Below are 22062 nucleotides of genomic sequence, written 5' to 3' on the forward strand. Positions count from 1 at the left end.
CCGCTAAAGGCAGAAACCTGAGCGAATTAGAGAGATAACTATTTGAAACACCTAAAATTTAATTATCTTTTCATCGGGCTGATCACCGTGCTGCTCGCGCTGGCACTGTGGCCTGCGATCCCCTGGCATGGGGGATCGCAGGACCGTATTGAGCAGATAAAATCGCGGGGCGTTCTGCGTGTCAGCACGCTAAATTCCCCGCTGACTTACTACACCATCAATAAAGCACCGGCCGGTATGGATTACGAGCTGGCGAAACGTTTTGCCCGCTATCTGGGCGTTAAGCTACAGGTAACCGTTCGTCAGAATTTGAGTGAGCTGTTTGACGACCTGGACGACGATCGGGCTGACGTGCTGGCGGCGGGACTGATTTATAGCAGCGACCGGTTGAAACACTTTCGTACCGGCCCCGCCTATTACTCCGTTTCACAGCAGCTGGTTTACCGTATGGGTCAACCGCGCCCTAAAAGTCTGGCAGACCTGAAGGGGCGCCTGACGGTGGCCTCCGATTCTGCTTATCTCTCTACGCTACGAAACATGAAGCAGGCGCAGTATCCGCATCTCGACTGGGCCATCTCCACCGATCAGAGTCCCAGCACGCTGCTGGAAGCGGTCGCTGACGGCAAACTTGATTATACCGTGGGCGATTCCGTCTCCATTGCCCTGCTCCAGCGGATCCACCCGCAGCTGGCGGTGGCGTTTGATATCACGGAAGAGGAGCCGGTCACCTGGTATATTCAGCGTGACCGCGATGACAGTCTGGATGCGGCGATGCTTGACTACTTCAATGCGATGGCTGAAGAGGGGGCGATGGCACGGCTGGAGGAGAAGTATCTCGGACATGTCGGCACCTTCGACTATGTTGATACGCGCACCTTCCTGCGCGCCATTGATGGCACGCTGCCCGCCATTCGTCCGCTGTTTGAAAAGTACGCCAGCGCCATCGACTGGCGCCTGCTCGCCGCGATCTCCTGGCAGGAGTCACACTGGAACCCGCAGGCGACCTCCCCTACCGGCGTACGCGGCATGATGATGCTGACGCGCAATACGGCAGAGAGCCTGTCGGTCAGCGATCGTACCGACCCGGAGCAAAGTATTCGCGGCGGCAGTGAATACCTGACAAGAATGATGGAAAAGATCCCGCAGACGATCCCGGAAGATGAGCGGATCTGGTTTGCGCTGGCGGCCTATAATATGGGCTATGCCCATATGCTGGACGCGCGAACGCTGACGCAGAAGCAGAATGGCAACCCGGATAGCTGGGCCGACGTGAAGCTGCGCCTGCCGATGCTCAGCCAGAAACGCTATTACAGCCAGACCAGCTATGGCTATGCGCGCGGGCAGGAGGCCTATAACTACGTGGAGAATATCCGTATTTACCAGCTCAGCCTGGCGGGATATTTACAAGAGCAGGAGCGCAGGCTGGCCCAGCAGGCCGCACTTGAGGCCCAGCTGGGCCACGCCTATCCGGCGGTGGAACCGCAGATCGCGCTGAACTGATGGGCTGATGGGCTGATATTGTGCGGTGGTGGAGCGGTATGACGCGCCGTGGTTTAGCCCGTTTTATCGCCGGATGCCGGATGTCGCGCTAACTCGCGCTGCGCTTTCTTCTCGGCACGCCGCTGGCGGAAGAAGTCGCTAAGCATGGAAGCACAGGCTTCCGCCCGGATCCCCTGCTCAACTTTCAGCTGATGATTCATGCCGGGATGGCCCAGTACATCCATCAGCGAACCGGCCGCGCCGGTTTTCTGATCTTTGGCCCCAAATACCAGTCGGTCGATACGGCCATGGACCATCGCGCCCGCGCACATCACGCAGGGTTCAAGCGTGACGTAAAGGGTCGTATCACAGAGCCGATAGTTTTTCAGCGCAATACCGCCCTGCCTGATGGCCATAATTTCCGCATGCGCGGTAGGATCGTGATGACCAATGGGCCGATTCCAGCCCTCACCAATAATCTGACCATTCTGCACCAGAACGGCCCCGACGGGCACCTCGCCCTCTTCCCATGCCCGACGCGCCAGCATTAACGCATGGTCCATCCAGAATTCGTCGTCTGTGGTCGTATTCACCTGAGTCTCCAGCTTAAAACGCCGGGCATTATATACGCCTGCCCCTGAAATAACATATGTGCAGGCATCAGGCGTCGTGAGAAGAGGCGGTCGGGCGGGCGGGAAGAGAAGACTATTCCAGCTGTTGGAGCTGTCCCCGCGGCGTCACCCGCCAGCGGTGCTGGCAGAAAAACAGCAGCGGGTTATCCTGCTTGCTGTCGCTGTAGCCGCTATAAAGTTGCAGAGGCGTACCGATCTGCTCCTCAAGCTGCGCGACTTTTTCATGACCCAGACAGCGCATTGCCAGCAGGCGCCCACCGTAACCGCGACGCATCTGGCTGGCAATCAGCTTCACTTTCGGCAGAAAGGCCGAGTCGAAATAGACCTGCTCTACCAGCGGCTGTGGGGAACCGGTGATCAGCCAGACGTCGGCGTCGGAACTGTTGAGATAGTCGGTCAGGCGCTGCTGCACGACGGGAAAAGCCGTGACGCGCTGGCGAAACCAGGTGGCAAAGGTTTTTTCCCGGGCACAGAGCCGGGCTTCACTGTGGCCAAAGGTGATCGACCATAGCAGCAGGCTCATAGGCCAGCGCGCCGCGCGCCCGCTGATCAGCAGGCCAGCACCGATGACCGGCAGCAGCGGCACTACCAGTAGCAGGTTGAGCGGTTGCCGCCACAGCAGGTAGCGCATAAAGGTGCCAAACATATCCTGCTGATGCAGCGTGCCATCAAGATCGAAAAAAACTACGCGTCGTTGCTGACCGGTTATCAAACATTACTCCCTGGATATCATTAAATTCTGTACTTTGTGCCGTGCACGATACTCATACCTTAGCAGCGATAATGATGAACGCCAACGCGATGCCCTGCCGTAGCTGCTGTCACTCTGCATTGTGAACGCTAATGCTAAATAGCCGGGCGTAACAGGTACCACGGTTGCGCTATTTGTGCCGCAATTGAGTTAGCAGCGCGTTCGCTTACGCTTTATCTCCGAGGGCGGCACGGAGAAATCCATTATGCTTTGCCAGCCCTGCACTTGCCTGCGCGGCTGAAAGGCCGGTAAGCACCATCAGCACGGCGGGTTTAACCTCATAGTGGGTCTGCTTTAGCGCATGCTCCGCTTCCTGTGCAGTACAGCCGGTGGCCTGACACACCATCCGGCAGGCCCGATCGACCAGCTTAACGTTGGTTGCCTGCATATCCACCATCAAATTCTGATAGACCTTGCCGACTTTAACCATCGCGCCGGTAGAGATCATATTCAGCACCAGCTTCTGCGCCGTACCCGATTTCAGCCGGGTTGAGCCGGTCAGCGCCTCCGGCCCCACCACCGGAGAAATAACAATTTCAGCCTCTCGGGCAATGGGCGAATCCGGGTTACAGGAAACCGCCGCCGTATGGCAGCCCAGCTGGCGGGCAAAACGTAATCCCCCTATCACATACGGCGTTCTGCCAGAGGCGGCCAGCCCAACAACCATGTCGGCTGAGGTCAGGTTTAGCGCCTGCAAATCATCAATTCCCAGCTGCTCGCTGTCTTCAGCGCCTTCCACCGCCTTAAGCAGCGCACCGGGGCCGCCTGCAATCAACCCAATAACCTGGCCGTGAGGGACGCCAAAGGTTGGCGGGCACTCAGAGGCATCGAGCACGCCCAGACGCCCGCTGGTACCTGCGCCCATATAAATCAGCCTTCCGCCTGCCCTAAACGCGGCAGCAGCAGCCTCAACGGCCTGCGCAACCTGGGGCAGCGTCAGACGGACGGCTTCCGCCACCTTTGCATCCTGCTGATTGAATGCCGTTACCATCTCAAGCGTTGAGAGGCTGTCGAGATCCATTGTTTCACTATTACGTGTTTCCGAAATCAGGGTACCAAGATTCATAACGGGCTCATGTGTGAATTTTTAATTCAGTAATATAACCTGGTAAGGAATATTATATTCGCAGTCGGGCATCGGGGCTCACTTTTAATGATGTTATGCGATAACCGTGCCGCAGCGCTACCGGCAGGCTATTATCAGTCTCTTTCGTTCAGGAAATTGTTACTCTCAGGAGAGATAAATCAATGAGTTCACTACTGCGCATTCGTCAGCTCTATCCCAGTCTGGCGCTCAATGAGCGTCGGGTGGCTGATTTTGTATTGTCCCAGCCGGATCGTGCACGACATCTCAGCTCACAGAAGCTGGCGGAGGAGACCGGCGTCAGCCAGTCAAGCGTGGTGAAATTCGCGCAAAAGCTGGGCTATAAAGGCTTTCCTGCCCTCAAGCTGGCGCTGAGTGAATCGCTGGCCGGTAAAGATGCCCTCACCGTCCACAACCTGATCCTGAGTGACGATCCGCTGAAGGCGGTGGGAGAAAAGCTGCTGATGGAGAAGCAGTCAGCGATTCGCGCAACGCTGGATATTAACAGCGAGGCCATGCTGCTTGAGACGCTGAGGCTGCTGCAGGAAGCCAATCGCATTGTGCTGGTGGGGATTGGCGCATCGGGTCTGGTGGCAAAGGATTTCTCCTGGAAGCTGATGAAAATCGGCATGAGCGCGGTCGCCGAACAGGATATGCATGCCCTGCTGGCCAGCGTACAGGCGCTGGGCCCGGGCGATCTGCTGTTAGCCATCTCCTACACCGGCGAGCGACGCGAGATCAACCTTGCGGCCCAGGAAGCCCAACGCGCCGGGGCGAACGTGCTCGCCTTTACCGGCTTTACTCCCAACACGCTACAGCAGCGCGCTAACCACTGTCTTTATACGGTAGCCGAGGAGCAGACCACACGCAGCGCGGCTATCTCTTCCACCACCGCCCAGCTAACGCTGACCGACCTGCTGTTTATGGCGCTGGTACAGCGCGATCCCGAGCGGGCCGGGGATCATATCCGGCATAGCGAGGCGCTGGTGAAAAAGCTGGTTTAACGCCAGTCCTGTCAGGACAAGTCATTGTAAGGCACGGCAAGGCAAACTTAACGCTGCATATTTAAAAAGTATGCTTTGCCGCTTTCCTTCTTTCAACAACCTGCTTATCACAATCTTCAATAAGACGTACTTAGGCATCTGCCGCCATGCAGTTCATAGTGAAGCTGTGTAGAAGAAGTCCGGTTTTTTATTTAGGGGTAACTAAAGAAATGTCAATGAAGAAGAGGTGTTGCAGTGGATATCATAATAACGGACAATCTTACTAAAATGTACAATTCGAGAGGCCGTATGAAAATTTTTGTTATCAATTTAAAAAAGTCAGTTTTCCGTAGAGAAGCTATCACCAGCCGTCTTGACGAACTGGGATTAGAATTCGAACTTCTAGATGCAGTCGATGGCCGTGACATGTCAGAGGAAGAAAGAAGAGTCCATACGAAAGAATTAAATTATGCTTTTTTGCCAGGAGAAATTGGTTGCGCATTAAGCCATCAAAAAGCATACAAAAGGATGATTGATAATAATATCTCTGAGGCGTTAATTCTGGAAGATGATGCACTTCTTCCCGACTGCCTTCCATCACTATTAAGCAATGAGATGCTAACCTCCTCTAAACCGGGGATATTACTACTTAGCAGGGTTAACAAATATATAAAAAAACCGACACGCTCACTGAACGGAATTTTTTCAGTCCATTCAGTTCATAATGCAACCACTGCACATAGTTACATTATAAACTTAAGTGGTGCCAAAAACCTCCTTAGGAGTTTGTATCCTATATGGATGACTTCTGACAAATGGAGTTTATTCGAAGATTACTCCCTTGTTAATATTGAGGCTATTATTCCAGAACCCGTTACCCTGGGTGAAAATGCAAAAACCTCAACAATAAACCATAGCAAATGCGATGATGATATTTTAAAGGTAAAAAAAGAAACCTGGGAAAAGCTAATGAAAAAAAGGCCTGTTAGGGTAAGAGTTAAACATCGTCTTCGTCGCGCTATTACGCCAATTTTCAATAAGATAATTGATCAGAAAAAGGGCCCACGCTAGTGGGCAACAACATTTTATTCACTTCGATACCAACCCATTAGTTTAATATATGAGTTTGTTAAATTTAGTGCTGATGCTGCACCGGTATTCGCTGTAGAACCTGACAGTGAGTGTGAGTGGGCACCAATCCCAACCGTGTGGCTATGTGCTCCAGAACCAGCAATTCCGACATTATGTGCGTGTTGACCATTTACGGTGGTTACTGCCTGTGCTGCTGCTCCACTGCCTCCACGCGAAACAGCAGCAGTCCCACCGGCTGCATCCCATGTACCATTTATTGCAAGTCCATCCTGATTACTCGGTAGTCTCATCCCTGCACCATGTTGATGCTCCCCTTGCGCATCTGTCCATGCAGTATGACCATGATCCCCTACACCCGATGTCCCTCTGGTACCATAGTCAAAAGTGCTCGTATTAGCAGAAAAGGTATGATTGTGGGCTGGGAGATTATCTATATTTAGTATTGTGGAATCAGCCCCCCCGATTGTCATGATATCGTTACCTGTCGCACTCCCTAAGCGAACAGTGCGGTTCTCACCAAGATACTTCCATGAAGTACCCGGGAATAATTTATTTGGATTTTTATTCTGAGCAAACCATACAACAATTCCAACAGGATATATACCGTTTATGCTTTGTGTCATAAATGCAGATTCCAGCCTAAGCTGTAGCATTTTTTCATCACCATTGTCCAGCACGTCCTCCCCGCTTTTGTCAGCAATAAATTGCGCTAATACCGAAGCGATCACTGATGATTGTCGCCAGACCTTATTGAGCTGTTCACTTCGAGCAATTCCAGTCTGAAATCCATTACTCAGCGCATCAAGTGATTCATAATCCGATTGTGACAAAACATTCGCATTTTCACCAGTTGAAAAAGATTTAAAATCGTTTATAGCCATTATTACTCTCCATTAATCTTATAGATCACAGCTATTCCAGCAGGTTTAATTGCCAGGTACCCTTGATTAATAATTTCCTTCGTTATGCTCGGCATATTATCAGCCATAACATTAACGGTTATAGTCATATCCTGATTGTCAGTAAATGAAAGCTTGACATTCCCCCGGGTATAAATACCCTTAAGAATGGATGGTAGACTTTCGGCCGTGCCATCCCAGTTATTTGCACCTATTTTTGCTCGCAGCATAGTTCGAAAATCATCATCATCTACGCTTATTAGACCTGATACAGGTTCATAGCGGTCTTTCCATGTGCCTAAATCTAATCCTAAACTTTCACTATCCAGAGTAAAAAAATAGTCTTCAATTGGTGCATTAATCTTGCGTGTTCGGCCAATCCACTCTCCCAACACATCCAGCTGCTTACCCGTTGCAACGTCAATATCAAATGCAGCGACTAGCCTTTCTAGTGAAAGAGAGAGTTCTTCAAAAGGTCGAGTTGAAAGATCTATGTGTTCGACAAAAAGAGGTTTAGCGCGGTGATAGTTGGTTATCAGGTCGGTATAGACACTCATGGTACAACCTTAATTTTAATATCATCAATGATGCATGAGGCAAATTCATCATAAGCTATTACAATGTTATTGGTTGCAAGACTACTTTCACTCTTCCCTAATTTTAAACTGACGACATCATAAAATTGACTATTTGAATTATCTTCTCCACTGGTCAAATTAGCTGGGGAGTATAATCTACTCAGGAGAATATCCCCCCCAATGCCAAGATTATTGATATAATTTGAAACAGCACTTTTGACATCTACTGCGACCGAATTGGTATAACCTGCAAGTGCTTTAAATTCTATCTCAATATGTATCGGTACCGATACTGGTCGTGAGAAACGTATGTTTTGCGGAGTACCATAACTATCCTTCACTATTAGACTGGTATTACCATATGTGGCAACTCCCAGAGACTTTTTACCACGAATAACTTCAGCTATTATCGGGGCGCTGCCACCAACGACTATTGCTGAGATCGAATGGGCAGGTAATCCGTTAGCATCTACATCATTTGTATCATTCTGGTATATTTTATGGGCGGTGACCCCATCAATATTTGAAATAGCCCCGTCAAGCGCATCAAACGTCGATAAAGAGGTTAATGCTACGCTCTGAGCCTGCCGCTGACGTAGTTCGGCATCTGTTTCGGCTGCGGTACCCATCGCGGCGGCTGTGAGGTTAATGACAGATTTCCAGCCACGAGTTGGCGTGTTAATCTCCGTGACTGATCCAATTGCTGCCATAACAGGGCCAGTACTAGTGCAGGTCGCTGTTACCGTTACGGAACCATTTATATCAATAGTGACGCTGGCAGGAAGGTTCCATACAATATTATTACTGTCTTTTACAGAGCCATTGTTAATAAGTGTGCCAGCCGACCCTACTAGAGTTAGGTCCACCGTTGAATTAATGGCACCTTTACGAGAGATACCGTTGATTTTTACATTACGTGTAAGAGCATCCCCCTGAGCTGTAGTGGGCGAAAATGAGTTGTAACATGATACAGCCGCATTATTGGTATCATGAATAGCCAGCGCGACTATTGCCAGCATCTGCCCATCCTTGCTGTCCGGCTCAAGGTACGCATCGCTGCCGTAAATCTGCTGAAAATAACCGGTCAGGGTGCTGAGGATCGCCTGATAGCCGGGCGCAGCGATCCCCTGGGCCGTTATCGTTGCCGATAACCCCAGCGTTGAAAGATTAAGTGCCATTATTCCTCGCTTGTGACTGTCGTGGTGCCGTACCGGGTGCTGACCGTCGCCGTAACGACCGCCCGCCGCGTTGTGGCGGTAAAGCTCATTTCAAATGAGAGGATTTCCAGCACCCCCTCGGTTTCCAGGATGCGCTGGCGCAGCGCCAGCTCGACCGCAACGTCGTTTGGCCTGTTGGAGAGCAGATTCATCCACGGCGTTCCCTCGGTGGTATCAAGGAACCACTGCCCGTACCACAGCATCAGCCGGGTTTTGATCGCCTGGGCGACGGCCTCCGGGCTGTCCGTCAGAAAAGTGTTGTCCCCTTTGCCGAAGGTGTAGTCACCGTCCTTGTCTTCACGCCGATATTTCATTGCGGCACCTTAGTGACGCTGTTGCCACCCTGAATACCGCCGTGAACGTGTGTCGCCTGGCTAATGCCCTGCGCAATCTGATCTCCGGTGGAGGTGATCCCGCCGTCGACGCTGACGTTGCCTTTGGTGGTGACCTCACCATTAACGCTGACGTTGCCGTTAATCGTTAACAGCGACGTGTTAATGGTCACCGCCCCGCTCTGCGCCAGGGCGATAAAGGCGCTGCCTTCGTCGGTGCGAATTTGCAGGGAATCGGTACTGATATCAGCGATTTTTTGCGCCTGCGACTGCGGGCCGACCAGCGCGAACGCGTCGGAAAGATCGTGCTGGCGCGGGTCGACCGGCTCCTGAACGCCGCCGCTTTGCCACCAGAAGTCAATGCAGCGGTCGCTGAAGAGAAGCAGGCACTCATCGCCCGCCTTGACCGGAAAGGTAATGGTACAGCCGCCGCCGCGTGGAAAAATGACCGGTACATCCACCAGCATGGGCAGCTCTACCGATTTGCTGCCGCCTTTGCCGTCGCGCACCGTCCCTTTAATCGCGGGCTGCACCTCGCAGGTCACCGCAACAGGGTCGAATGAGTGAATGATGCCGGGCAGAGAGACGCGCAGTGCGGAGGATACCGAGTTGGATAAGGCTTTATACGCCTGATATTCCCCGCCAATCACTGACTGAATTGGAACTGGCATAAAAACTCCATTAAAAAACCCGCACGCGGCGGGCTGATATAAAAACGGGCGCCGCAGAGGCTGGCGCGAGTGTTAGGTTGCTTTTTGCGGGGTGAGGTTAATCAGCGTCTGGTTTTCCCGGGCAATACACAGCAGGGTCATATACCAGTTGGTACCGCGGGTGTCGCCGTCGTAAGTAATGGATTTGACGATATAAACCCCTTCTGATGAGAGATCGCCCGCATGGCTTTTACTGTCCGCCCCCTTCCGGGTGTCATTTGCTCCGGCTGCCGCCGTGCCCTGTGACGAAGATGCGGCATCATCCTGAGTTAACATGCTTCGCTTAATCTCAACGGTGCCGTGAAGACGGATATTGGGGTTGATCAGACATTTCACCGTTATCCCGTTATCAATGTTTACCGAAGGCACGCCAATCAGGCCGGACTGATAGTTAAGTACCACCGAGGACGAAAGGTAGCTCTCCTCCGGTACCATTTGCAGCTTTCCATCAACAAACTGCCAGCTTGAGCGGCACTGCGCAGCCACGTTATCCATCGTCTGCGCGGCCGTCTGATAAAACACCCGTCCGCGCGGGAAGCGCGTGTCAGGCAGGGTGCCGGTTGCGCCTGACGTTACGCCTGCCGGGTCGAAGTTGCGCAGGGTAAGCGAATAAACATCCCCAGGCCGATAACCTGCCGCCAGCGTACTTTTCAGGGTGGTGGTTAAGGCCGCCCGGTGTCCGTCGACGGCATGCACGATCATCGCGTAATCGGGTGTCGATTCCTGCTGAGTGGTGGCATAGCGGATCTCGCCGCTAAAGATCTCACCATAGTTCAGTCCCCGACTCTGGCCCGTCTCTTCCTGCGAAACTGGCACAGCAACGCCTACCTCGCTGCTTTGAACCGCCGGCGCGATCCCCTGATAACCCGCCACCACTTTAATTCGGGTAAACTCTCCTTTCAGAATTTTATTGCGGGTCCCCTCCGCCAGATTGTAAAGGGCGATGGTCGCCTCACTACCGGGTTTACTGACGTCGGTGGTGATGGTAAAGGTGATTTTCAAATCGCCTAAGACGTAATTTTGCTGGTCCTTATCCGTCAGGACCAGCTCAAGATAGCGGTTCCAGTTGACGCTCATAGTGACTCCGTCAGGACGCAAAGATGACTCTTAGTACCGAGATCAAACTGCCCGGGCGATCCCGCCGTGGGATCGTCACAGAAAACCGCCAGCCCGAAATCCAGGTTGAGATAGCCGTGCTGCTCCAGCAGGTTAACATCAGCCACCAGCGGCAGACCGGTGATAATATCGCTGCCGTTAATATCCTGAAGATCCAGAATCCAGCAGGGATCGCGCCACAGCAGGCCGATGCGATAACTGATATTGTTGATGGAGATATCGAATCGCTGATTATCCGCAGATAACGGAATTTCATTGATATTCACGCTGCCCCCCTTATAGCCGACGTGCCGCTCCATGGCCGGGTGACTTTCTTACCGCTGTTATGCACCTCGGCGGTGGCCACGCCCTGCTGCATATTGTCTTTCCCGGCGCTGTAGCTCAGCTGCGTTTCGCTGACCAGCACTTCAGTCAGCTTTAAAGTGGCAATCAATGCATTTTCATTGTCCCTGCTGCCCGACACGGTTATCGAGGTGATCAGCATATTGCGATATAAGCGCTTGCCGGTCACCACGTCCAGCAGCTCCCGATTTTGCTGCGCATCGCGTAATTTTTGATACACCTCTTTCGGGCTCTGCCCCAGACTCAGGCCGGACGCGAGCGAACGGGTATCCCATAAGTCCAGCAGCGAGCCGCCGCCCGCGCACCCAATCGTCATATCCAGCTGGGCGGGATTTTGCCAGGCATGGTCGTAGATTTTTGCTCCCCGCTCAACCGGGTGGCTGGCGGTCGTTAACGTATCGGTATGGGTTTCAGCGGTGACCACATCCGGGATCAGCACGCCAATCTGCCGACGCTGTAGGGTAAAAAGTGTTGAGAAAAGATCCATTATGTTGGCCTCGCAGAAGCTTGCTCAACGAAATAAGCGTTAACATCGTGCTGATGCTGCTTAACCTGCCAGGCGGTGGCAACGGGATCGGCCGAACCGCTGACGTTGATATGCGTCTCCTGCTGGAGATTCACCACCTTATCCTGGCTAACGCTGTTCACCTCACTGACTGAGGCCTGTCGTCCGTCCGTGGCCTGAATACTGGCCGCATGCAGCGTCAGTAACTGAGCATTCAGGGCCTTCGCCGGCCCGGATAAGGCACTTTGCACTCCGCTCTTTGGGCTCTTTTCGTCAGTTCCATCTGGTGAAAAGAGCCCGGTAAAGGAATGCTTCATATCCTCAATGTCCTTATCAGAGAAAAAATGCACCTTATGCAGAAAAGATACAAATGGCCCTTCGGCCAGCTCTTTGCCCATCTCCGTAAAGAAGCGGTTAAGAAAGGCCTTTACCTTTTCCACGGCCGCGATCATATCGGGCGACCAGTTACCCGTCAGGAAGTCCGACAGGGTTTGCAGCCCCTCTTTCCAGTCAAGTGTGCCCTGATTCAGCTTATTGAACTTATCTACCAGCCAGCCAATCGCCGTTTTCGCGGCGGCAATACCAGGCGCCCACGTATCCCAGTCAATGAGGGACTTGCCCCCCTCCTGCCAGGTTTTGTAGTCATCGTATAACGCGAGGATCGCCACGCCCAGCCCGGCGATGATGCCGATCGGTGAGAGCAGAAATGCGCTGTTTAACAGCATCCAGGCAACCGTCACTTCACCCAAAATGGTTATCAGCTGCTTTGTGCCGTTATCCAGTCCGTCCCACCAGCCCGTCAGATCGTTTGCGCCCTGAACCAGCCGCACGACAACGCGCTCCCCCACTTCCGCCACGCTGAGCAGGATATCCACCACCTTACCCAGCGTGCGCTCAATATCAGGCGCATTCTCCAGCAGCCTGCCGCTTAAGCGGTCAAAGGAGTCTGCCAGGCCGTCCATCAGCCGACTGCCGCTTTTAGCCTGAACCAGATCGCCGACCTGACTGATGCGCCGCTGGGCCGTCATCATATGATGACCACTGGCGGTCACCTGGCTCATATTGACGCCGAGAGTGTCCACGATGCGGGCATATTCCGCGCTAAACTCCCCCAGCCCCTGGCGCATGGCCGTAGCGATCTGCGGATTGATATTCAGCCTGCTGGCAAAGTCCGCCGCCTGCGCCTGTGGAAGGGCCGCCAGCTTACTGCTGGCGCCGTTAAAAATCTGGCCTGCCGAACTGAGCTGGCCCTTATCATCCCGCGTGGTAACGCCGAGCCGGTTAAGCAGCGCCTCCGACTCGGGCGAACTTTTCACCCGATCGGCAAGCGCCGTAACGGCCTTAAGCAGGGCATCGCCCCCCACGCCGGTTTGCGCACCGGCGTAGTCAAGCCCCTGGGTATCGGCGGCGCTCATACCGGCCTGTTGCGCACGCCAGCCCAGTTGCTCAAAACGCCCGGAAACCTGAATGACATAGTTTACGGCCGTGGCGATATGTCCGGTGGTGCTGGCCACCACGTCGCTAATCGTCCCCAATGCCGCGCCGAACTGCGGTAATATCGCTGTCGCATGGTCCATAAAGGACACGACCTGATTTAACGCCTTGTTCTCCTCAAGCTTGTTAAGCCCGGCCAGTAGTTGATCAAGTGCCTTCGTCGCGAAGGCCCCCGCCCCGCTGCTTTCTTTCCGCTGATATTCTTCCAGCACAGCCGGTAAGCCCGCTACGCCTTCATCACTCATTAGCCTGTTTCCATCGAATAATGCGGTTTTCGTTATCCGCCTTCAGATCCAGCCAGTCGTTCATGCGGGCAATGTCCGCCAGGTCGACCGTGCCATCCTTGAGGGCGGCGTAGCTGATATACCCGGCTTCCACCGGGCGCATCAGAAAATCTTCATCGTCTGGAAGGGTTTCCAGCGTTAAGCCACTTACGACGGCGCAGTCTCGCTGGCGGGGCGTTCTGGCAAAAAATTTCCCAGCGACTCCTCCACCACGCGCGCAACCAGCTTCAGCATCGTCATAAGATCCAGGTCGTCGAACATCAGCGTGCCCTGGGTAAACACCGGCACCCATCCCTTACCCTGCTGGCGGGAAACGACCGCCAGGCAGGGATGCAGAATGGCGTTAACGTCGTCGTCGCTCATATCAGAGAGCGCATTAGCGATCTTAGGCAGCGCCGTTTCCAGCGCCTGGCTAAGATTACCCCTGGCCGCAACGCTTTTGATGCCGTCAATGTCCGAGGCTATCCCGGCCAGAACCGGGAGTAATTTACGGGAGACTTTCAGCTGTTCAAATACGCCCAGCCGGGCTGTACGGTACGGAATATCTTTAATATCGAATTCCATAAATCAATACACTCCCATCACCTGATCAATCTTGATGCAGTCAAATACCCAACTCAGCGTGCCGCCCTCTTTGGTGAATTTCATATCGGGAAGTTTGTTGAACGCCACGCCGCGCGCGGTAATCACGTCGCCTGAGGCGTTATTGCGAATGACAATAACGTTATTCCCCCAGGTGGCCGAGGACTCACTCTGCGCATTGTAGGCAAGAGACAGTTTTTTATTGACCGGTGACGTCTGGAGCAGGTTGATGGTGATGGTGCCGCTTTTACCGGGCAGCAGGGAGTTCATCCCTTCGCCATCAATACCCAGGGTCATGGTGTTTTTATTACCCGCCATGGCGACGGTAATACCCTCGTCTGAGTGAGCAGAACCGCTGCCCACGTCGAAGACGACGCCTGGACCGACAAAAGACGCCGTTACATCCATAAAAGAATATGCTGCCACTGTGATATCTCCTTAGCGAACTACATTAATTTGAACGTCGGCGTAGTGCACAGCACCCGCCAGTTTGCATGCCACCTGAATCAGCGGCGCTTTACGGGCTTCCCGATCGGCCTGCGCCTGGGATGCCAGAGGCTGGGCATAAACGTAATACCCTTTGGTCAGCGTATCGCCCGAGCTGAGCTGGCCGATGTCGCCACCGCTCCAGACACCCGGCGCGACCAGACCGTTGGTTGCCGCCTGTGCCATGGAGGCTTCGACGTTAGTCATCAGTCGGGTGATCCCCGCTTCGGTCTGTGGGATCTTGCTGGTTGAGGTGTAAAGCAGGTTGAAAAGGTTGGTTTGCACCGAGTTCTGCAACCAGTCCAGCCCGTGGCGCTCATCAAAGAAGTCGCCGTTCGCCATGACGCCCTGCTGCAAAATGGCGGTATCATTGGCATAGAGAACGTAGACGTTGGCATGTTTCGCCGTCAGCGCCGCCGCCTGATTGCTGGTCAGTTTTTCGTAGCCCGCGCCCGGCTCGGTTTTGAACTTAAGGGTCAGCGTAGTGTTGCTGCCGCTAAAGTTGACGGTGAACGCCCTGGCGAACGCCGAGATAGCGGCATACTGGCTGCTGGTGGAGTACTGAACGAAGGTGCGGCCATAGCCCGCTACTTTCAGCTTCGCCGCCAGATCGCTCTGTGAGGTCGCATCAAGCGTTTCTGCATTATCAGTGGTGACGGCAAAGACCCGGCTCTGGCTGGATGACTCAATGGCGGCGGCAACGGCCAGCAGGTCGCTATCGGTTACGGCATCATCGCCGGAGGCGGCAATCGCCAGACCATACCATTCGGTATACTGCAGCAGTGCGTTCACCGCCTGAGTGAGGGTTTCAGCCTCGCCCGCTTCGCCGGTCGCCAGCGTTTTCGCCCAGCGGCCAATATAGAGCTGCTGAGGTTTCGGCGACTGAGCAAAATAGACTGAGGCTGCCTGATACTCAGCAGAAGCAATACCAAAGTCCGTGCCGATATCTTCCGCAGAGGAATACAGGCGCAGGCGTTCGGAAACGGGGATAACCGTTGAACTGCCCAAAATCAGCATAGAGCCAAAGTTGCGGCCCGTTGCCGCGGCAGGCGACATAATAACGTCAACGTTCACAATGCTGGATAAAGGTAATCCTTGTGACATACTTTATTCTCCAATCAGATTAAAAGGTGTTTCCACCAGTGATTTAATGCCGTATAAACGGACAGTTTTACGATTCAGACGCACCCGTAGCTGATTAATCCGCCGCGAGATATTGTCCGTGGTTTCAAAAGACGACGTTATATCGCCACACTTCTCTGCACTGATATCAAAGCGATTAAGCTCATCGATATTTTGCGATATTGTTAAGCCATCCCGTAATCGAGTGGCATAACGCTGCCCTTCAGGACCATAAAAGGTGATATCGCATTCAATAAGCTCAAAGCGCCATAATTCAGCATTCCCCTCCTGTTGATTTTGTATTACCGGCGCACCCGTGGAAGAAAGAGTACTAACCGCGATGGCGCAGCCATTTTCTTCAGCCGTAAATGCAGAGGATGTCTTTACTGGCCCGGCAGCAATAACGCTGGCCGCTGGCAAGCCGGTAATACCGCTTACCCATTGCTGCAATTGTTCAACCAATGCATCATCGTAAACAGCCTCACTATTCAGGGGCGTCAGCCACCCTGATTCAGTCGTTGAGTTATTACTCAATTCACCTCCATCATGATTTATCAGTTCTTAATTTTGCGCAGAAAGGGCCGCCATTTTAGTTAAAAAATGGTCGCTTTTACGCATCAGTTAACGCAATCGATCTGCCTAAAGGTGCTACATGCGGTATTAAGCGCAGCTATTTAATGTTCATTCAGGCACTGCGAACGGATATAAGCCTGGAGCCCGCTTATTTGCGCTCTGGCGATTTCGATTCTTCGCCGGAGAGTGAAATAATCCCGTTCAGCGGTGTTATCAGGTCTGGCGCGGGTTGCATCATCCACGCCGGGGGTGGAATTACTGCGATTGCAGGTGGCGGCGAACTGCAACCTGCGGCCAGCAGAGAGAGAATGCTCAAGCTGACTGACATTTTCCAGAGCCTGTTGCAGCTTGTTAGAATACTCCTTATCGATCTGACTAACTTTCTTTTCACGCTGCTGCATATCCTTAATAAGCGTTTGTTTTTCATCCACGCGTTTAAGCGCATGATGATATTCGCTTCGATAAAATATTGCGGTTTTTGCCAGAATAAAAACAACCAGTAAACCCGCCATCATTATTCCTAACTTAACGCTCAGCCAGTTCATTTCCATCTTCCAGTAAACATACAGAGCGCTCGGTTTCACGACGATTGATCAGCCCTCGCCATTTTTTCCCGCCAGCATAAACCCAGCGCCGCATTTGATCGCAGGCGTTTTGATAGTGACCTGCATTCAGTTCCCTGAGCAGAGTCGATTGCCGGAAGGCCGTAATACCCACATTGAAGGTAAAACTATACAGTGCTGCGCGCTGATATTCGTTAAGCGGCACCTTTACCAGACCGTCCACCGCCTGCTCAACGGGCTTAAGATCGTCCCTGAGCAGGCTATCGCACTGCTGGTCTGTATAAATTTTACCTGGAACGATGCCACTGCCGGTGTGACCATCGCATACCGTCCAGATCCCGGCAACATCGCGGTAGGGGCGATATACCCGCCCTTCAAGACCCTCCTCACCCTGCAAAAGATGCGTGGCGATAATAAAGGCCCCGCTGCCAGCCGCGGCGATAAGCCTTTTTTTCAATTTAGGTGATAACGCCATAACTTTACTCGTCGATCTCCGTTAAGACATGAGTGCATCTTTGCAGCGCTTTTATTTGAGCTATCGTCATTTTTCGCCGGTAATACCAGTTAATAACGAAGGTAAAAAGTGCAACTAATATGCCTGCCAGCACGCCGATTGCGCTCCATTCATCCGGGCTGAAGCAATTAAGGAATCCATTCGCCATTGTCCCTATCGCTGCACCATAGGCGGCGCCAGACGTTAAATTGTTCATCGTATTGTCGCTCATCCTCATCGGCGGAATTATCCGCCTTGATGAATTATTGAGGCAATCTAACCCGTATATTCCTTTCCGTTGGAGGGATATTGACACCTGACTTAACGAGTCAGATTGCTGAGTAGTGTTATCAAAGCAATTACCCTCCTGTTATTAAATAAATATTGATAAAAGGAGTTGTTAATCGAGGGTGAAGTAACACGCCTTACAGCAATGCCTCTTGCACCGGGAAATCCGCCAGTCGCATCTGTTCTTATTCAATCTGTATGCTTTCACACTACAGTGTAGAATTCGTTACGAAAAGCTTTACTGGGATTTTTTTTGAATTTAATCAGATGCACATCATAAACATCATTTATATACAGCACATGCTATCCGCATGAAACTCTCTTAATAACCCAACCAATCATCACCGGCTTAGTTATTTCATGATGCTATAGTAGAGGATGAATTTCGTTACGAAAAGCTTTTATTTTTTATTTCTCAACCAAAAAAAATACGCAGTTGATTACATAACGAATCAAATAACATTTTGTTTTACCCATAAAAAAACCTGCCATGAAGGCAGGTTTTTTTACAGCGACAGCATCTTTACTTGCATGCTAATACAGTACCTCGTTAATTTCGTTACGAAAAGCACTTAGTATGATTTTTTTCAAATATTAATAAATCATCGCCCGTAAAACACTCCCACAACCCGTGGGATCAAAGAACAGGATTTCATTACAAACTAAACCCCTTAAGGGCTAAAGGAAATAACTGTGGTTCATCCAGTAAAATCGCTCAGATTTAATCAGTTAATTTCAATTTTTATCAGATTATCAGGGATAATTCGTTACGAAAAGACTTATTATTGAAAATTTTAAACCCATGCGTCCATTTCGAGTTTCGCGTCCGTCATAATAATGCAGGCATCAATAAACGTCTCGGCTATCATCAGCTGGTTACGGATTTTCCCTTCCGAACATTTCAGCTTACGGGCAATACCCGATTTCGACACATTATACATATAATGTAGAACAACCAGATCAACCTCTTCATCGCGCCCCACCCTTTTTAATGTGGCAATGGCGGAGTCAATAATCATCCCGTCATTATCACAGCAGGACAGACGGGACTTACTCTCTGTCGGTAACAGGCTTTTAAAACCTGCCGCTACAGGTGACCAGTCCAGCTGTGTGCCCTCTGCCGCAGCCCATCCACCCCATCTTTCCAGTACCTTTTGTATATCTCGCATATAACCCCCCTCTTACGTAATCCTGTCCCGGGTGATATTTCCCCTGCCTTCTGCCCCCCATCTTCCTGACATCTGTTCTGTTACGACGCGTTGTCCCTAAGGGTCCGAACGTACGCCCGAACTGACCGCAGGCTCGCCAGACATGCTTTAATCCGGCTTATCGATGGTGACAATGTTGGCAATCTATACTAAAATGCATTAGTCATCAACCCACAAACGATTAGAAAAGCAATTTTAATGCAAAAATGCATTACCCAACAGGAAAATTTAACGAGAGATAACACGATGATTTTTGATCTCGATATTCTTAACCGAAATATCAAACACTTAATGGATGAAAGCGGGATTATAAGCGTAACTGAGCTGTCAAAAAGAGTAAATTTACAGCAGTCAACGCTGCATCGGTTGCTGACCGGTGAGGTCAAGGATCCCAAGTATACGACGCTGAAATACCTGGCAGATTACTTTCAGGTATCCCCCGTTGATCTTATCGAACGCGACCTGAGATCGATACAAAGCAGTAACCTGATTCAGATTGAAGGCGACCTTCACTCATTTGCGCTGCAAAAAGTGCCGGTACTGGGGAATACTCAGCTGGGACATGGCGGCTACTGGAGCGATATGCAGTATCCGGTCGGGAACGGAGATGGTTTTCTACGCTGGCCCTCCAGCGATCATGACGTTTACGCGCTTAAGTGCGTGGGTGATTCAATGATGCCGCGTATTAAGGAGGGTGAGTTTGTTATCGTCGAACCTAACCAGAATTTTCATCCCGGTGACGAGGTGCTGGTAGTGACGAATAATGGCGAAGTGATGGTCAAAACGTTTCTGTTCAAACGAGATGGTTTTTTCCACCTTTTACCGGTGAATGAAGATCATGCCCCCATTCGTATTGCCGTGCAGGATGTCACAAAAATGCAGTACGTGGCGGGTATTGCAAAATCATCGCTCTGGTATCCCTGATTACCTGACCTTCGTCAGGGTCGGGTCAGTCAGCACTCGCCTGCCGAGCCGGCAATATGGTAAATTATTGCCGTCAGTTAAACGATTGCCCGTGAAACGGGTTATGGAAATGAACGTTATATGGCTTTGCTAATTACTCGGCACTGTATTAACTGCGACATGTGCGAGCCTGAATGCCCTAATCAGGCCATCTCCATGGGCGATGCGATTTACCAGATTGATGCCGATCGCTGTACCGAGTGCGTAGGGCATTACGATACCCCAACCTGCCAGCAGGTCTGCCCGATCGACAATACCGTTGTGACCGACCCGGACCGTATCGAAAGCCGCGAACGGCTGTGGGAAAAGTTTGTGGTGCTGCATCACGCCAGCTGATCGGGGGATTGTGCAGACAGGATCCTGCCTGCTTAATTCTCAATAATTACCGTGGCGCAGGCGTAATGACGCTCATCAGCCAGCGTGACATGAACATGAACCACGCCCAGCCTCTTCGCCACGTCAGCCGCCTGCAGAAAAAAGCGCAGGCCCGGCTTTCCCAGCTCATCGTTATAAACTTCAAACTGATTAAACGCCAGGCCGCCGCGAATGCCGGTGCCAAAGGCTTTGGCTGCCGCTTCTTTCACCGCGAAGCGTTTGGCAAGAAATCGCACCGGCTGCTGATGGGCCAGATACTGCTGCCATTCATTTTCACTCAGCACCCGCTTCGCCAGCCGGTCGCCGGAACGGGAAATTACCCCTTCAATACGGGCAATTTCCACAATATCGCTGCCAAGGCCAAGAATCGCCATTAGCGACGCGCTTCCCGCAGCAGATTTTTCATCTCTTTAACCGCTTCCGCTAGCCCGCTCATCACCGCCCGACCAATGATGGCGTGACCGATATTAAGCTCGTGCATCTGTGGCAGCGCGGCAATCGGCTGAACGTTGTGGTAAGTCAGCCCATGCCCGGCATTCACTTTCAGCCCTTTGCCGTCAGCATAGACCGCCGCATCTTTAATGCGTTTGAATTCCGCATCACGCAGCCGTCCCTCACTGGCTTCAGCATAGGCACCGGTATGAATTTCGATAAAGGGTGCCCCGGTAGCCATAGCGGCATCAATTTGCTGATGATCGGGATCGATAAACAGCGATACCAGGATCCCCGCTTCTTTCAGGCGCGAGACGGCAACGGTGATCTTTTCCAGCTGACCGGCCACGTCCAGACCGCCTTCGGTGGTGACTTCCTCACGTTTTTCTGGCACCAGACAGCAGAAATGCGGCTTGATTTCGCAGGCGATATCGATCATCTCGTCGGTAACGGCCATTTCAAGATTCATGCGCGTCTGAATAGTTTGCCGCAGGATCAGTACGTCACGATCGGTGATATGACGACGGTCTTCCCGCAGATGTACGGTGATGCCATCCGCCCCCGCCTGTTCAGAAACAAAAGCCGCCTGCACCGGATCCGGGTAGTGAGTACCGCGCGCATTACGCACGGTCGCAACGTGATCGATATTAACGCCTAACAACAATTCAGCCATAGCGGACCTCAATTTTTCACATTATTTGCAGAGTACATTGTTCATTGCGCCTGCCGGTATAAGCGCGTGCTTATTCAGCATCGGGAAGCGGGTCGGCGCGCTTTTTGGGAACAAACTGACGGAAAAGCTCCTGGCTTTTCAGCGGCTTTCCCCCAAGATAAGGCTTTAGCGCAATGCGCGTAAAGCGCTTGGCGGCACGCAGCGTATCCGCATCGGGAAAGGTTCGCTCGTAAAGCGCCCGCAGCTGACGCCCGGTAAAGGTATTATTGTTTATCACCAGGCTGGCAATAAAGCCTTTCTCTTCACGGTAGCTGTAGGTCATGCCCTCGGCCACCTCTTCGCCGCTCCCTGCGCAGTGCAGAAAGTCGACGCCGTAGCCCAGGTGGCCCAGCATCGCCAGCTCGAACCGGCGCAGCGCGGGCTCAGGCGAACCGCTGGCTGCTGCCAGCGCCTGCAGGCAGTAGAGATAGTCGAAAAAAAGTTCGGTGAAGGCGGTTTCCTGCTCCAGTACGCGTGAGAGCAGTTCGTTAACGTAGAGGCCGCAGTAGAGGGTAATGCCAGACAGGGGTAAAGCCAGAGAGATAGGTTCAGCCCCGCGCAGCGTTTTTACTTCTCCGCGTCCCCCCCACCGCACCAGCAGTGGGGTGAAGGGTTGCAGCGCGCCTTTCAGGCTGGAGCGCTTTCCGCGCGCGCCTTTGGCAACAACGCGGATGCGTCCGTAATTTTCAGAAAAGAGGTCGAGCATCAGGCTGGTTTCGCTCCATGGGCGCCCATGCAGTACAAACGCGCGCTGCCAGCCTTCCATC

29 protein-coding genes are annotated in these 22062 nt (G+C 52.3%); 5 read left to right on the top strand and 24 right to left on the bottom strand.

Annotated elements, in window-relative coordinates; translation table 11 throughout:
- Positions 1 to 42 precede the first annotated feature (42 nt).
- Positions 43 to 1500, top strand: a complete 1458-nt coding sequence (gene mltF, locus AAGR22_RS16485) for a membrane-bound lytic murein transglycosylase MltF (protein WP_067707925.1) — start codon at positions 43 to 45, stop codon at positions 1498 to 1500.
- A gap of 53 nt (positions 1501 to 1553) precedes the next feature.
- Here the strand turns inward: mltF and tadA are convergent, their stop codons facing one another.
- From tadA to murQ, 3 genes are all read right to left on the bottom strand, one after another.
- The gene (gene tadA / locus AAGR22_RS16490) at positions 1554 to 2072 is read right to left on the bottom strand and encodes a tRNA adenosine(34) deaminase TadA (RefSeq protein WP_345828577.1); all 519 of its coding nucleotides are present in this window, start codon (positions 2070 to 2072) and stop codon (positions 1554 to 1556) included.
- Positions 2073 to 2184: 112 nt separating this feature from the next.
- On the bottom strand, positions 2185 to 2823 hold the full coding sequence (yfhb, locus tag AAGR22_RS16495) for a phosphatidylglycerophosphatase C (RefSeq protein WP_345828579.1): 639 nt from the start codon (positions 2821 to 2823) through the stop codon (positions 2185 to 2187).
- A 205-nt stretch (positions 2824 to 3028) separates the two neighbouring features.
- The gene (gene murQ, locus AAGR22_RS16500) at positions 3029 to 3928 is read right to left on the bottom strand and encodes an N-acetylmuramic acid 6-phosphate etherase (RefSeq protein WP_345828581.1); all 900 of its coding nucleotides are present in this window, start codon (positions 3926 to 3928) and stop codon (positions 3029 to 3031) included.
- 182 nt (positions 3929 to 4110) lie between these two features.
- Here murQ and AAGR22_RS16505 point away from each other — a divergent pair, with 182 nt between their 5' ends.
- Together AAGR22_RS16505 and AAGR22_RS16510 are read left to right on the top strand one after the other, a co-directional pair.
- Complete coding sequence (locus AAGR22_RS16505; RefSeq protein WP_345828582.1) at positions 4111 to 4950, top strand: MurR/RpiR family transcriptional regulator; 840 nt, start codon at positions 4111 to 4113, stop codon at positions 4948 to 4950.
- Between the two features lie 288 nt (positions 4951 to 5238).
- A complete protein-coding gene (locus AAGR22_RS16510; protein ID WP_345828583.1) occupies positions 5239 to 6000 on the top strand; it encodes a glycosyltransferase family 25 protein in 762 nt (253 codons plus the stop codon).
- A gap of 14 nt (positions 6001 to 6014) precedes the next feature.
- Here AAGR22_RS16510 and AAGR22_RS16515 read toward each other — a convergent pair whose 3' ends face one another.
- The 18 genes from AAGR22_RS16515 to AAGR22_RS16600 all read right to left on the bottom strand — a co-directional run bounded on the left by AAGR22_RS16515 (position 6015) and on the right by AAGR22_RS16600 (position 18774).
- Positions 6015 to 6902: a hypothetical protein gene (locus AAGR22_RS16515; RefSeq protein WP_345828584.1), complete on the bottom strand. Its 888-nt coding sequence runs from the start codon at positions 6900 to 6902 to the stop codon at positions 6015 to 6017.
- A gap of 2 nt (positions 6903 to 6904) precedes the next feature.
- Positions 6905 to 7477: a DUF2612 domain-containing protein gene (locus AAGR22_RS16520; protein ID WP_345828585.1), complete on the bottom strand. Its 573-nt coding sequence runs from the start codon at positions 7475 to 7477 to the stop codon at positions 6905 to 6907.
- Entirely contained in the window at positions 7474 to 8676 is a 1203-nt protein-coding gene (locus AAGR22_RS16525; protein WP_345828586.1) for a baseplate J/gp47 family protein, read from the bottom strand. The genes AAGR22_RS16520 and AAGR22_RS16525 overlap by 4 nt, the downstream gene beginning before the upstream one ends.
- A complete protein-coding gene (locus AAGR22_RS16530) occupies positions 8676 to 9029 on the bottom strand; it encodes a hypothetical protein (RefSeq protein WP_345828587.1) in 354 nt (117 codons plus the stop codon). The genes AAGR22_RS16525 and AAGR22_RS16530 overlap by 1 nt, the downstream gene beginning before the upstream one ends.
- Complete coding sequence (locus AAGR22_RS16535; RefSeq protein WP_067709481.1) at positions 9026 to 9718, bottom strand: Gp138 family membrane-puncturing spike protein; 693 nt, start codon at positions 9716 to 9718, stop codon at positions 9026 to 9028. The genes AAGR22_RS16530 and AAGR22_RS16535 overlap by 4 nt, the downstream gene beginning before the upstream one ends.
- A 72-nt stretch (positions 9719 to 9790) precedes the next feature.
- Positions 9791 to 10834, bottom strand: coding sequence for a hypothetical protein (locus tag AAGR22_RS16540; RefSeq protein ID WP_345828588.1), 1044 nt, complete (start codon positions 10832 to 10834; stop codon positions 9791 to 9793).
- Positions 10831 to 11139, bottom strand: coding sequence for a hypothetical protein (locus AAGR22_RS16545; RefSeq protein ID WP_067709485.1), 309 nt, complete (start codon positions 11137 to 11139; stop codon positions 10831 to 10833). Before AAGR22_RS16545 ends, AAGR22_RS16540 begins: the two co-directional genes overlap by 4 nt.
- A complete protein-coding gene (locus tag AAGR22_RS16550) occupies positions 11136 to 11702 on the bottom strand; it encodes a phage baseplate protein (RefSeq protein WP_067709490.1) in 567 nt (188 codons plus the stop codon). Before AAGR22_RS16550 ends, AAGR22_RS16545 begins: the two co-directional genes overlap by 4 nt.
- Positions 11702 to 13459: a hypothetical protein gene (locus tag AAGR22_RS16555; RefSeq protein ID WP_345828589.1), complete on the bottom strand. Its 1758-nt coding sequence runs from the start codon at positions 13457 to 13459 to the stop codon at positions 11702 to 11704. Before AAGR22_RS16555 ends, AAGR22_RS16550 begins: the two co-directional genes overlap by 1 nt.
- On the bottom strand, positions 13452 to 13601 hold the full coding sequence (locus AAGR22_RS16560) for an NTP pyrophosphohydrolase (protein ID WP_067709495.1): 150 nt from the start codon (positions 13599 to 13601) through the stop codon (positions 13452 to 13454). The genes AAGR22_RS16555 and AAGR22_RS16560 overlap by 8 nt, the downstream gene beginning before the upstream one ends.
- Positions 13602 to 13645: 44 nt before the next feature.
- Entirely contained in the window at positions 13646 to 14062 is a 417-nt protein-coding gene (locus AAGR22_RS16565; RefSeq protein WP_067709497.1) for a phage tail assembly chaperone, read from the bottom strand.
- Between the two features lie 3 nt (positions 14063 to 14065).
- A complete protein-coding gene (locus AAGR22_RS16570; protein ID WP_067709499.1) occupies positions 14066 to 14506 on the bottom strand; it encodes a phage protein in 441 nt (146 codons plus the stop codon).
- Between the two features lie 12 nt (positions 14507 to 14518).
- On the bottom strand, positions 14519 to 15670 hold the full coding sequence (locus tag AAGR22_RS16575) for a DUF3383 family protein (protein ID WP_345828590.1): 1152 nt from the start codon (positions 15668 to 15670) through the stop codon (positions 14519 to 14521).
- Positions 15671 to 15673: 3 nt separating this feature from the next.
- Positions 15674 to 16222: a hypothetical protein gene (locus tag AAGR22_RS16580; RefSeq protein ID WP_345828591.1), complete on the bottom strand. Its 549-nt coding sequence runs from the start codon at positions 16220 to 16222 to the stop codon at positions 15674 to 15676.
- Positions 16223 to 16409: 187 nt separating this feature from the next.
- Positions 16410 to 16589: a lysis system o-spanin lipoprotein Rz1 gene (locus AAGR22_RS16585; RefSeq protein WP_073981052.1), complete on the bottom strand. Its 180-nt coding sequence runs from the start codon at positions 16587 to 16589 to the stop codon at positions 16410 to 16412.
- A 197-nt stretch (positions 16590 to 16786) separates the two neighbouring features.
- Positions 16787 to 17299 (bottom strand): lysozyme, encoded by a 513-nt coding sequence (locus tag AAGR22_RS16590; protein WP_345828592.1) that lies wholly within the window; start codon positions 17297 to 17299, stop codon positions 16787 to 16789.
- A gap of 4 nt (positions 17300 to 17303) precedes the next feature.
- The gene (locus AAGR22_RS16595; protein ID WP_067709664.1) at positions 17304 to 17534 is read right to left on the bottom strand and encodes a class II holin family protein; all 231 of its coding nucleotides are present in this window, start codon (positions 17532 to 17534) and stop codon (positions 17304 to 17306) included.
- 865 nt (positions 17535 to 18399) lie between these two features.
- Positions 18400 to 18774, bottom strand: coding sequence for an antiterminator Q family protein (locus AAGR22_RS16600; RefSeq protein WP_067709507.1), 375 nt, complete (start codon positions 18772 to 18774; stop codon positions 18400 to 18402).
- A 285-nt stretch (positions 18775 to 19059) separates the two neighbouring features.
- Between AAGR22_RS16600 and AAGR22_RS16605 the strand changes: the two genes are divergently transcribed.
- Positions 19060 to 19737, top strand: a complete 678-nt coding sequence (locus tag AAGR22_RS16605) for a S24 family peptidase (protein ID WP_345828593.1) — start codon at positions 19060 to 19062, stop codon at positions 19735 to 19737.
- 120 nt (positions 19738 to 19857) lie between these two features.
- A complete protein-coding gene (locus tag AAGR22_RS16610) occupies positions 19858 to 20112 on the top strand; it encodes a YfhL family 4Fe-4S dicluster ferredoxin (RefSeq protein WP_345828594.1) in 255 nt (84 codons plus the stop codon).
- 32 nt (positions 20113 to 20144) lie between these two features.
- Here the strand turns inward: AAGR22_RS16610 and acpS are convergent, their stop codons facing one another.
- The 3 genes from acpS to recO form a co-directional block, all read right to left on the bottom strand.
- Entirely contained in the window at positions 20145 to 20525 is a 381-nt protein-coding gene (acpS, locus tag AAGR22_RS16615) for a holo-ACP synthase (RefSeq protein WP_345828595.1), read from the bottom strand.
- A complete protein-coding gene (gene pdxJ / locus AAGR22_RS16620; RefSeq protein WP_345828596.1) occupies positions 20525 to 21256 on the bottom strand; it encodes a pyridoxine 5'-phosphate synthase in 732 nt (243 codons plus the stop codon). Before pdxJ ends, acpS begins: the two co-directional genes overlap by 1 nt.
- Positions 21257 to 21326: 70 nt before the next feature.
- Positions 21327 to 22061: a DNA repair protein RecO gene (recO, locus tag AAGR22_RS16625; protein WP_345828597.1), complete on the bottom strand. Its 735-nt coding sequence runs from the start codon at positions 22059 to 22061 to the stop codon at positions 21327 to 21329.
- Position 22062 lies beyond the last annotated feature (1 nt).

The sequence above is a fragment of the Erwinia sp. HDF1-3R genome, from assembly GCF_039621855.1.
Lineage (GTDB): Bacteria > Pseudomonadota > Gammaproteobacteria > Enterobacterales > Enterobacteriaceae > Erwinia.

Bases quoted from the DNA above. Each gene is read 5' to 3' on its own strand.
- murQ (WP_345828581.1), bottom strand. From the start codon at position 3,928: ATGAATCTTGGTACCCTGATTTCGGAAACACGTAATAGTGAAACAATG.
- AAGR22_RS16555 (WP_345828589.1), bottom strand. From the start codon at position 13,459: ATGAGTGATGAAGGCGTAGCGGGCTTACCGGCTGTGCTGGAAGAATAT.
- AAGR22_RS16550 (WP_067709490.1), bottom strand. From the start codon at position 11,702: ATGGATCTTTTCTCAACACTTTTTACCCTACAGCGTCGGCAGATTGGC.
- recO (WP_345828597.1), bottom strand. From the start codon at position 22,061: ATGGAAGGCTGGCAGCGCGCGTTTGTACTGCATGGGCGCCCATGGAGC.
- AAGR22_RS16600 (WP_067709507.1), bottom strand. From the start codon at position 18,774: ATGCGAGATATACAAAAGGTACTGGAAAGATGGGGTGGATGGGCTGCG.
- AAGR22_RS16520 (WP_345828585.1), bottom strand. From the start codon at position 7,477: ATGAGTGTCTATACCGACCTGATAACCAACTATCACCGCGCTAAACCT.
- AAGR22_RS16560 (WP_067709495.1), bottom strand. From the start codon at position 13,601: ATGCGCCCGGTGGAAGCCGGGTATATCAGCTACGCCGCCCTCAAGGAT.
- AAGR22_RS16595 (WP_067709664.1), bottom strand. From the start codon at position 17,534: ATGAACAATTTAACGTCTGGCGCCGCCTATGGTGCAGCGATAGGGACA.
- AAGR22_RS16510 (WP_345828583.1), top strand. From the start codon at position 5,239: ATGAAAATTTTTGTTATCAATTTAAAAAAGTCAGTTTTCCGTAGAGAA.
- AAGR22_RS16590 (WP_345828592.1), bottom strand. From the start codon at position 17,299: ATGGCGTTATCACCTAAATTGAAAAAAAGGCTTATCGCCGCGGCTGGC.
- AAGR22_RS16540 (WP_345828588.1), bottom strand. From the start codon at position 10,834: ATGAGCGTCAACTGGAACCGCTATCTTGAGCTGGTCCTGACGGATAAG.
- AAGR22_RS16535 (WP_067709481.1), bottom strand. From the start codon at position 9,718: ATGCCAGTTCCAATTCAGTCAGTGATTGGCGGGGAATATCAGGCGTAT.
- AAGR22_RS16525 (WP_345828586.1), bottom strand. From the start codon at position 8,676: ATGGCACTTAATCTTTCAACGCTGGGGTTATCGGCAACGATAACGGCC.
- AAGR22_RS16565 (WP_067709497.1), bottom strand. From the start codon at position 14,062: ATGGAATTCGATATTAAAGATATTCCGTACCGTACAGCCCGGCTGGGC.
- AAGR22_RS16505 (WP_345828582.1), top strand. From the start codon at position 4,111: ATGAGTTCACTACTGCGCATTCGTCAGCTCTATCCCAGTCTGGCGCTC.
- AAGR22_RS16610 (WP_345828594.1), top strand. From the start codon at position 19,858: ATGGCTTTGCTAATTACTCGGCACTGTATTAACTGCGACATGTGCGAG.
- AAGR22_RS16585 (WP_073981052.1), bottom strand. From the start codon at position 16,589: ATGTCAGTCAGCTTGAGCATTCTCTCTCTGCTGGCCGCAGGTTGCAGT.
- AAGR22_RS16530 (WP_345828587.1), bottom strand. From the start codon at position 9,029: ATGAAATATCGGCGTGAAGACAAGGACGGTGACTACACCTTCGGCAAA.
- AAGR22_RS16515 (WP_345828584.1), bottom strand. From the start codon at position 6,902: ATGGCTATAAACGATTTTAAATCTTTTTCAACTGGTGAAAATGCGAAT.
- AAGR22_RS16605 (WP_345828593.1), top strand. From the start codon at position 19,060: ATGATTTTTGATCTCGATATTCTTAACCGAAATATCAAACACTTAATG.
- pdxJ (WP_345828596.1), bottom strand. From the start codon at position 21,256: ATGGCTGAATTGTTGTTAGGCGTTAATATCGATCACGTTGCGACCGTG.
- AAGR22_RS16575 (WP_345828590.1), bottom strand. From the start codon at position 15,670: ATGTCACAAGGATTACCTTTATCCAGCATTGTGAACGTTGACGTTATT.
- acpS (WP_345828595.1), bottom strand. From the start codon at position 20,525: ATGGCGATTCTTGGCCTTGGCAGCGATATTGTGGAAATTGCCCGTATT.